The sequence below is a fragment of the Variovorax sp. 10N412 genome, assembly GCF_056394985.1.
Window position 1 is genome coordinate 107,473 of the sequence record NZ_JBFTIO010000020.1, and the last position, 9,219, is coordinate 116,691.

The 9,219-nt window shown below is 69.5% G+C and carries 9 protein-coding genes and 1 pseudogene; 2 read left to right on the top strand and 8 right to left on the bottom strand.

The genetic code is table 11. The annotated features are described in order from the left end of the window. Window position 1: 1 nt before the first annotated feature. From AC1DJH_RS29670 to AC1DJH_RS29705, 8 genes are all read right to left on the bottom strand, one after another. Entirely contained in the window at window positions 2-2,752 is a 2,751-nt protein-coding gene (locus tag AC1DJH_RS29670; RefSeq protein ID WP_478188141.1) for a DUF4118 domain-containing protein, read from the bottom strand. Between the two features lie 14 nt (window positions 2,753-2,766). Next, a complete protein-coding gene (locus AC1DJH_RS29675; RefSeq protein ID WP_472121651.1) occupies window positions 2,767-2,898 on the bottom strand; it encodes a hypothetical protein in 132 nt (43 codons plus the stop codon). Next, entirely contained in the window at window positions 2,888-3,193 is a 306-nt protein-coding gene (locus tag AC1DJH_RS29680) for a hypothetical protein (RefSeq protein WP_435488005.1), read from the bottom strand. Before AC1DJH_RS29680 ends, AC1DJH_RS29675 begins: the two co-directional genes overlap by 11 nt. A 67-nt stretch (window positions 3,194-3,260) precedes the next feature. Then, window positions 3,261-3,860 (bottom strand): potassium-transporting ATPase subunit KdpC, encoded by a 600-nt coding sequence (gene kdpC, locus AC1DJH_RS29685; RefSeq protein WP_435488004.1) that lies wholly within the window; start codon window positions 3,858-3,860, stop codon window positions 3,261-3,263. A 13-nt stretch (window positions 3,861-3,873) separates the two neighbouring features. After that, on the bottom strand, window positions 3,874-5,973 hold the full coding sequence (gene kdpB, locus AC1DJH_RS29690; RefSeq protein ID WP_478188142.1) for a potassium-transporting ATPase subunit KdpB: 2,100 nt from the start codon (window positions 5,971-5,973) through the stop codon (window positions 3,874-3,876). Between the two features lie 13 nt (window positions 5,974-5,986). Further along, window positions 5,987-7,786, bottom strand: coding sequence for a potassium-transporting ATPase subunit KdpA (gene kdpA / locus AC1DJH_RS29695; RefSeq protein WP_472121657.1), 1,800 nt, complete (start codon window positions 7,784-7,786; stop codon window positions 5,987-5,989). Between the two features lies 1 nt (window position 7,787). Continuing rightward, entirely contained in the window at window positions 7,788-7,886 is a 99-nt protein-coding gene (kdpF, locus tag AC1DJH_RS29700) for a K(+)-transporting ATPase subunit F (protein ID WP_093243136.1), read from the bottom strand. After that, window positions 7,883-8,017 carry a hypothetical protein gene (locus AC1DJH_RS29705; protein ID WP_435496813.1) on the bottom strand — a complete coding sequence of 45 codons (135 nt, stop codon included), beginning with the start codon at window positions 8,015-8,017 and terminating at the stop codon, window positions 7,883-7,885. The genes kdpF and AC1DJH_RS29705 overlap by 4 nt, the downstream gene beginning before the upstream one ends. A gap of 211 nt (window positions 8,018-8,228) precedes the next feature. Between AC1DJH_RS29705 and AC1DJH_RS29710 the strand changes: the two genes are divergently transcribed. Then, complete coding sequence (locus tag AC1DJH_RS29710) at window positions 8,229-8,918, top strand: helix-turn-helix transcriptional regulator (protein WP_478188143.1); 690 nt, start codon at window positions 8,229-8,231, stop codon at window positions 8,916-8,918. Between the two features lie 38 nt (window positions 8,919-8,956). After that, window positions 8,957-9,219: pseudogene (locus AC1DJH_RS29715) on the top strand (superoxide dismutase [Fe]); the annotation flags it as partial.

Genomic DNA, 9,219 nt, shown 5'->3' on the forward strand with positions numbered 1-9,219 from the left:
TTCAGAGTTGCGCTTCGGCCGACTCGGGCGGCTCGCGGCGGGGCAAGGTGACCGTGAATTCTGCACCGCCGCCGAGCGCGTTGCCGGCGGCGATGTCGCCGCCGTGTGCGCTCACCACCGCCTTGCAGATCGCCAGGCCCAGGCCCACGCCGGGCGTGGCGGACTCGGCCTCGCCGCGCGTGAACTTGTCGAACAGCTTCTGTTCATGTCCGAGCAACGCGGCCGGCAATCCGGGCCCATGGTCGCGCACCGTCAGCACCAGCGTGCCCGGCTCGGCCCGCGCACCGACCACGATGGGCGCAGCGCCGTACTTGGTGGCGTTCTCCAGCAGGTTGACCAGCACGCGCTCGATCAGCACCGCATCGAACTCGACCAGCGGCAGTTCGGGGTCGAGCGCGGTCTGCACGACGATGCTGCCGAGCGAGGTGCGCGCCGCGCGAATGGCCGAGCCCACCACCTCTTCCACCGACTGCCAGTCGCGCCGCAGGTTCACCGCGCCGCCCGCAATGCCGCTTTCGAGCCGCGCCATGTCGAGCAGGTTGTTCACCAGCGCATGCAGTTCGTGCGCCTGCGCGACGATGGCGCGCGCGGCGTTGCCGTGCTCCTCGGGCGGCAGGGTCTGCAGCGATTCGGCCAGGGCGATGAGCGCGGTGAGCGGCGTGCGCACGTCGTGCGAGATGGCGCCGAGCAACGCGTTGCGCAGGCGCTCCGACTCCATCTCGACCACCGCCTGCTGCGCCACCTCGACGTAGTGCACGCGCTCCAGCGCGATGGCGATCTGCCGCGCCAGCGTGTCGAGCTGCTGCGCCTGCTCGGGAATGAGCAGCCAGCGCGGTTGCGCGGGCGACAGCGCGAGCACGCCGCGCACGCGCATCGGCGCCTGCAGCGGCACGTAGTGCCAGGGCTGCGCGGCCAGCGTGGCGGTCGCCAGGCCGGCGGGCTGGCCGTGGCGGAAGGCCCAGTCGGCCACCTGCGGATCGAAGCCCTCGGGCGGCTCGGTGGGCAGCAGCAGCTGGTCGGCCGCGTCGGTCACCAGCACCAGCGCATGGCCGCCGAAGTGGCCTTGCACAGCGGCGCCGCCGAGCGCGACCACCTGCGAGCTTTCGAGCGCGGCGGAGAGCTCGCGCGTGAGCTCGAACAGCGAGCGCGCGCGCCGCTCGCGGCTGGTCGACACGCCCGCCGCGAAGCGCAGGCCCGCCGTGAGCTGGCCCACCAGCAGGCCGACGCCCAGCATGATCGCGAAGGTCAGCACGTACTGCACGTCGCTGACGGCGAAGGACATGCGCGGCGGCACGAAGAAATAGTCGAAGGCCGCCACGTTGAGCAGCGCGGCCAGGGCCGCAGGCCCGCGCCCGAAGCGCATGGCCACGCCCACCACGCCGAGCAGGAACAGCATGACGATGTTCGACAGCTCCAGCACGCCGGCCAGCGGCGTGCAGACCAGCGTGAGCGCGATGCTGGTGGCGGCGGCCCATGCGTAGGCGGGCCAGTAGGTCGGCGCCTTCTCGTGGTCGTCGCTGTCGATGCGCGCGCCCTCCAGGGGTGCGCGCGACAGCCGGCGCGAGCTGTCGACCCGCGCGACCTCCATGATGTCGAGCGCGGGTGCGTGCTTCGCGATCGCGCCCGACAAGGGTTGCGCCGCCGTGGGCCACCAGCGCCGCCAGCCCGTGGCCGGCTCGGAGCGGCCCAGCACCAGCGTTGCGCAGTTGAGCCGGCGCGCCTGTTCGGCCAGCTGCTCCGCGACGTCGGCGCCGGTGAGCACGGCGGTGGCCGCGCCCAGCTCTTCCGCCAGCTTGAGCACGGCCAGGATGCGGTCGCGCTCCGCCGCGGCAAGCCGCTGCAGCCGGGGCGTCTCGACGTACGCGGCATGCCAGCGCACGTTGAGCTGGCCCGCCAGCCGCGCCGCAGTGCGCACCGTTTGCGCGGCCCCTTCGTGCGGACCGACGCAGGCCAGGATCGCGCCCGATGTGTTCCAGGCCTGCAAGCTGCTGCCCTTGCCGTTCCCGCTGCCCCCGGCACCCGACTGCTCCACGCGCCAGCCGCGCACATCGTCTTCCACATGCTCGGCCGTGCGGCGCAGCGCGATCTCGCGCAACGCGATGAGGTTGCCCTTGCGGAAGAAGTTCTGCGCGGCGCGCTCGGCCTGCTGCGGCAGGTACACCTTGCCGGCCGCGAGCCGCGCCGTGAGTTCGTCGGGCGTGACGTCGACCAGCACCACCTCGTCGGCCTCGTCTAGCACGGTGTCCGGCACGGTCTCGTGCACGCGCACGCCGGTGATGGCGCCGACCGTGCCGTTCAAGCTCTCCAGGTGCTGCACGTTCAGGGCCGACCACACTTCGATGCCCGCGGCCAGCAGCTCCTGCACGTCCTGCCAGCGCTTGGCATGGCGCGAGCCGGGCGCGTTGGTGTGGGCCAGCTCGTCGACCAGCAGCACGGCGGGCTTGCGGGACAGCGCGGCGTCCAGGTCGAACTCGGCCAGGGTGCGGCCGCGGTAGGCCAGCTCGCGCAGCGGCAGGGCGTCGAGCCCCGTGAGCAGCGCGGCGGTTTCGCTGCGGCCGTGGGTCTCGATCACGCCGATCAGCACGTCGCGCCCGGCCGTGCGCTCGCGTTGCGCGGCGCTCAGCATGGCCCAGGTCTTTCCCACGCCGGCACTGGCGCCGAAATAGATGCGCAGCTTGCCGCGCTGCGCGCGCGCCTCGTTGTTGCGCAGTTGCGCAATCAGGGCGTCGGGGTCGGGGCGGTCGTCGTGCATGGGTGGCGCGCAGGTTATCGCATCGGACGGTCCTTGCGGCGGCCGGCATGGCGCCGCGCGGTGCGCGAGAGCACCCACCAGGCAAAGGCCAGCGGCACGAACAGCGCCGCCAGGGCCAGCAAGGCCAGCAGCAGGTCAGTGACCATGGCGCAGGCCGCAGCGCGCGAGGTGCTCGCGCCAGCTCACGAGCCGCCCGATCTCGCCGGAGGGCACGCACTCGATAAGGCGGTGCAGCACGTCGGCATAGCGCGCGAGCGGCAGGCGGATCATCAGGCGAACGCAGGGCGCATCGCTTTCCTGCGAGCAGCAGCCGTGCAGCAGCGGCTCGCAGCGCACCACGCCCGCGTCGGGACAGCCGGCGATGCTGCGGCGCACGCGCAGGGCGTCGGCGCAGCAGACGGTGACGTCGAGCACGTAGAACGGGCTGGGGTGGGTGCTCATGGGTGCGTGCGATCGGGGCACGCCAGGGTGTTCTCGGTAAGCGGCATAGGCCATTTCTTGTTTCTCCTCAACGCGGGGCCGAAGGACGGGAAGACGCATCGAGCGCCAGGTTCAGCGCCAGCACGTTGACCCGCGACTCGCCCAGGAAGCCCCACAGCGGGCCCTGCGTGTTGTTCGCGATCAGCGCATTGACCTGATCGACCGGCACGCCGCGCACCCGCGCCACGCGCGCCGCCTGGTACTTCGCGGCGGCCGGGCTGATGTCGGGATCGAGCCCGCTGCCCGAGGTGGTGACCAGGTCGACCGGCACCGGCGCGGTGTTGCCCGGATCGGCGGCGCGCAGCGCCTCGACGCGCCCCTTGACCGCATCGGTCAGCGCCGGGTTCAGCGGGCCCTGGTTGGAGCCGCCCGAGGCGCTGGCGTTGTAGGGCTGCGGCGCGGTGGCCGACGGGCGGCCCCAGAAGTGCTTCGGGTCGCTGAAGTTCTGCCCGATGAGCTTCGAGCCCACGGTGGTGCCGTCGAGCACGACCAGGCTGCCGTCGGCCTGCGCGGGGAACACCGCTTTCGCGGCGCCGGTGACGGCCATCGGGTAGATCAGGCCGGTGAGTGCGCTCATCAGCACGAAAAGCACGAGCGCGGGGCGAACGATGTTGCCGTTGTTGTTCATGACGAAGAACTCCTCAGACCAGGTGGACTGCAACGAGCAGCCAGTCGATCAGCTTGATGCCGATGAAGGGAACCAGCAGGCCGCCCAGGCCGTAGATGGCCAGGTTGCGGCGCAGCAGCGCGGCGGCGCCCACGGGCCGGTAGCGCACGCCCTTGAGTGCCAGCGGAATCAGGAACACGATGACCAGCGCGTTGAAGATCACCGCGCTCAGGATGGCCGACGACGGGCTCGCCAGGCGCATCACGTTCAGCGCGCCCAGCTGCGGATAGGTCGACACGAAGATCGCGGGAATGATCGCGAAGTACTTCGCCACGTCGTTCGCAATGGAGAAGGTGGTGAGCGAGCCGCGCGTCATCAGCAGCGCCTTGCCGGTTTCCACCACCTCGAGCAGCTTGGTCGGGTTGGAGTCCAGGTCGACCATGTTGCCGGCTTCCTTGGCGGCCTGCGTGCCGCTGCCCATGGCCACGGCCACGTCGGCCTGCGCGAGCGCGGGAGCGTCGTTGGTGCCGTCGCCGGTCATGGCCACCAGGCGGCCTTCGGCCTGGTACTGGCGGATGAGCGCCAGCTTGTCCTCGGGCGTGGCCTCGGCCAGGAAGTCGTCCACGCCGGCCTCGGCGGCGATGGCGGCGGCCGTGAGCTTGTTGTCGCCGGTGATCATCACCGTCTTGATGCCCATGCGGCGCAGCTCGGCGAAGCGCTCCTTGATGTCGGTCTTGACGATGTCCTTGAGCTCGACCACGCCGAGCACGCGGTTGCCTTCGGCCACGGCCAGCGGCGTGCTGCCGCGGCGCGAGGCTTCCTCGGCGGCGCGCAGCACCTCGGGCGCCATGGAGCCGCCCAGGGCCTCGACGTAGCGGCGCACGGCCTCCACGGCGCCCTTGCGCAGCAGCACGTCGTCGGTGTCCAGGCTGTTCGGTGCGGCCGGCAGGTCGACACCGCTCATGCGGGTCTGCGCGGTGAAGGGCACGAAGCGCGCGCCTTCCACGGCGTTGGCCTCCAGCCCGTCGCGGCGGGCCAGCTCCACGATGCTGCGGCCTTCGGGCGTCTCGTCGGCCAGCGAGGCGAGCATCGCGGCGCGTGCCAGCCGGGCCTTGGTGATGCCGGGTGCGGGCAGGAACGACGTGGCCTGGCGGTTGCCGTGCGTGATGGTGCCGGTCTTGTCGAGCAGCAGCACGTCGACGTCGCCGGCGGCTTCCACCGCGCGGCCCGAGGTGGCGATCACGTTGGCCTGCATCATGCGGCTCATGCCGGCCACGCCCACGGCCGACAGCAGCCCGCCGATGGTGGTCGGGATCAGGCACACCAGCAGCGCGACCAGCGCGGTGAGCGACACCACGGTGCCCGCGCCGGCCGCCTCCACGCTGAACACCGAGAACGGCAGCAGCGTGACGGTGACCATCAGGAACACCAGCGTGAGCGCCACCAGCAGGATGGTCAGCGCGATCTCGTTGGGCGTCTTCTGGCGCTTGGCGGCCTCGACCATGCCGATCATGCGGTCGAGGAAGGACTCGCCCGGGTTCACCGACACGCGCACCACCAGCCAGTCGGACAGCACGCGGGTGCCGCCGGTCACGGCCGAGAAGTCGCCGCCCGATTCGCGCACCACGGGGGCCGATTCGCCGGTGATGGCGCTTTCGTCGACCGAGGCCACGCCTTCGATGACTTCGCCGTCGAGCGGAACCACGTCGCCGGTCTCGACCAGCACGATGTCGCCCTTGCGCAGGTTGGGCGCCTGTTCAGGCAGCCACTGCGCGCCATGGTGCGGCTCGGTCAGCTTCTTGGCCCAGGTGTCCTTGCGCAGGCCGCGCAGCGAGGCGGCCTGCGCCTTGCTGCGGCCTTCGGCCAGGGCTTCGGCGAAGTTCGCGAACAGCACGGTGAACCACAGCCACACGGTGATGGCCAGCACGAAGGCGGGCTTCATGCCGGTGTCGCCCGGGAAGCTCAGCGCGTGAATCCACAGCAACGTCGTGAGGATGCTCCCGATGTAGACGATGAACATCACCGGGTTGCGCCACTGCGTGCGCGGATTGAGCTTGGCGAAGGCGCCCCACAGGGCGGGCTTGACCAGCGCTGCGTCGAACAGCGAGAGAGATGTCTTGGTAGTAGCGGTCATGGTGGGCTCCTTCTTATTTCCAGAGCACCAGGTGTTCGACGATCGGGCCCAGGGCCAGCGCCGGCACATAGTTGAGCAAACCGACCAGCAGCACCGTGCCGATCAGCAACGAGACGAACAGCGGGCCGTGCGTGGGCAGCGTGCCGCCGGTGACGGGCAGGCGCTTCTTGGCCGCGAGCGAGCCGGCAATGGCGAGCACCGGCACGATCATCGCGAAGCGGCCGAGCCACATGGCCAGCGCGAGCAGGCCGTTGTAGAAGGGCGTGTTGGCCGACAGGCCCGCGAAGGCGCTGCCGTTGTTGTTGGCGGCGGAAGTCAGCGCGTACAGGATCTCGGAGAAGCCGTGCGCGCCGGGGTTCGCGATGCCGGCCTTGCCGGCGCCCGCGACCACCGCCACCGCCGTGCCCGCCAGCACCAGGATGGGCGTGACCAGGATGGCGATGGAGATGAGCTTCATCTCGCGCACCTCGATCTTCTTGCCGAGGTACTCGGGCGTGCGGCCGATCATCAGGCCGGCGATGAACACCGCCAGCATCGCGAAGATCAGCATGCCGTACAGGCCCGAGCCCACGCCGCCGAACACCACCTCGCCGAGCTGCATGAGCACGATGGGCACCATGCCGCCCAGCGGCGTGAGCGAGTCGTGCATCACGTTCACGGCACCGCACGAAGCGGCGGTGGTGATGGCGGCGAAGAGGGCCGAGGCATCGATGCCGAAGCGCACTTCCTTGCCTTCCATGTTGCCGCCGCTCTGCAGCGCGCTGGACACCTGGTCGACACCCAGCGACGCGAGCAGCGGGTTGCCGGCCTGCTCGGCGGGCGTGATGACCATCACGGCGATGACGAACATGACCGTCATCGCGGCGAGCACGGCCCAGCCCTGGCGCATGTCGCCCACCACGCGCCCGAAGGTGAAGCACAGCGCGGCCGGGATCAGGAAGATCGCGATCATCTGCAGCAGGTTCACCAGCGCGTTCGGGTTCTCGTAGGGGTGCGCCGAGTTGGCGTTGAAGAAGCCGCCACCGTTGGTGCCGAGCATCTTGATGGCTTCCTGCGAAGCGACCGGGCCCATGGCCAGGGTCTGCGTGGCGGTGGTGGCGTCTTCCATCACCGGCTGGCCCTTGTCGTCCTTCAGCGGCTGGCCGTCGGGGCCGTTCTTCGGTTGCTGGAAGGCCGTGGTCTCCAGCGTGTTCACCGTCTTGTAGGCGTCGAAGTTCTGAATGACGCCCTGGCCCGCGAAGACCATGGCGATGACGAACGAGATCGGCAGCAGCACCCACAGCGTGATGCGCGTGATGTCGGCCCAGAAGTTGCCTACCAGGCCCTTGCCGTCACCCCTGCGCGCGAAGCCGCGCACCAGCGCGAAAGCCACCGCGATGCCGGTCGCGGCGGACATGAAGTTCTGCACCGTGAGCCCGAGCATCTGCGTGAGATAGCTCATGGTCGACTCGCCGGCGTAGCCCTGCCAGTTGGTGTTGCTCACGAAGCTCACCGCGGTGTTGAAGGCCGAGTCGGGCGACACGGCGGTCATGCCCGCGGGGTTCAGCGGCAGCCAGCCCTGCAGGCGTTGCAGCGCATACAGGAAGATCGCGCCGATGGCGTTGAAGGCCAGCAGCGCGAGCGCGTAGCGCAGCCAGTGCATCGACTGCTCGGGCTTCGTGCCCGCGAGCTTGTAGAGCGGCGCCTCGACGCGCTGCATCCAGCGCGGCAGGCGCTCGTTGCACATCGCGGCAAGGAATTTGCCGACGGGCCAGGCGAGCACGCCCAGCACCGCGAGAAAGAGGGCCAGCAGGCCCCAGGCGGAGGCGGTCATGTCAGAACTCCTCCGCGCAGATCAGCGCGAACACGAGGTAGGCGAAGAGGATCACGGCGATCAGGGCGCCGAAGCCGTACAGGACTTCGAGGCTGATCACGATGCGGCTCCGTCAACGGCATTCGACGCCTTCGATGGGTTCTTCGGTGCGTCGAGCTTGTTCAGCCCGACCACCATGGCCCCCACCACGGCCCACAGCGCCAGCAAGGCGCCCATCCAGACGATGTCCATTCAATTGCTCCTGGAGCGAAACACAAGGCCTTCAGTCTCGGGATCGGTGCGTAAAAACGGGGAACAGAGTCGGCGGGGCCGCATAAAGAAAGCGTAAAAACGCGCGGCCGGATGGCCCCTTCGCGACCGGGGCATTGCGGCGCCGCTCTCGACAGTGCGGCCGGCGCCGCCTAATAATCAAAGCAGTTGCCTGATAAATGGCAATCCGCTCATGCACACACGCCCCACGAAACCGACCGTGCCCGCCTGGCAGCCGCACCAGCCGGCAGACCGCATCCTCTCCACGCTCAAGACGCGCGGCGCGCTCGGCATTCCCGACATCGCCAAGGTGCTGAACGTGACGGTGGAGGCGGTGCGCCAGCAGATGAGCAAGCTCGAGGCCGAAGCCCTGGTCGACGCCGAGAGCCGCTCCAGCGGGCGCGGCCGGCCCACGCAGATCTGGCGGCTCACCGGGGAAGGACACAAGCGCTTTCCCGACACGCACGCCGAGATGACGGTGCAGATGATCAGTGCCGTCATCAGCGTGTTCGGCGAGAAGGGCATGGAGCAGCTCATCGGCGCGCGCGAGGCCGCCATGCGCGCCAGCTACACCGAGGCGATGCGCGGCGCGCGCAGCCTGAAGACGCGGCTGGAGCGGCTGGCGGAAATTCGCAGCCGCGAGGGGTACATGGCCGAGTTCCGGCCGGAGGAAGATGGCCAGGGCTTTCTCTTCATCGAGAACCATTGCCCCATCTGCACCGCGGCACAGGCCTGCACGGGTTTTTGCCGCAGTGAACTGCAACTCTTCGACGAAGTGCTGGGGTCGGACGTGACCGTCAGCCGCGTCGAGCATGTCCTGGCGGGCGCGCGGCGGTGCGCCTACCGGGTCGAACCGAAGGCGAACGCGCCCGACCCTGCGTGAACGCCGAATCCGCTTTCAACAACCACGAAGGAACCACGATGGAACACAAGCTCCCACCCCTGCCGTACGCGCTCGACGCACTGGCACCCGAGTACTCGCAGGAAACCCTCGAGTACCACTACGGCAAGCACCACAACGCTTACGTCGTGAACCTCAACAACCTGCAAAAAGGCACCGAGTTCGAAGCCCTGACGCTGGAAGAGATCGTCAAGAAGGCCAGCGGCGGCATCTACAACAACGCCGCGCAGATCTGGAACCACACCTTCTTCTGGAACTGCATGAAGCCGCAGGGCGGCGGTGC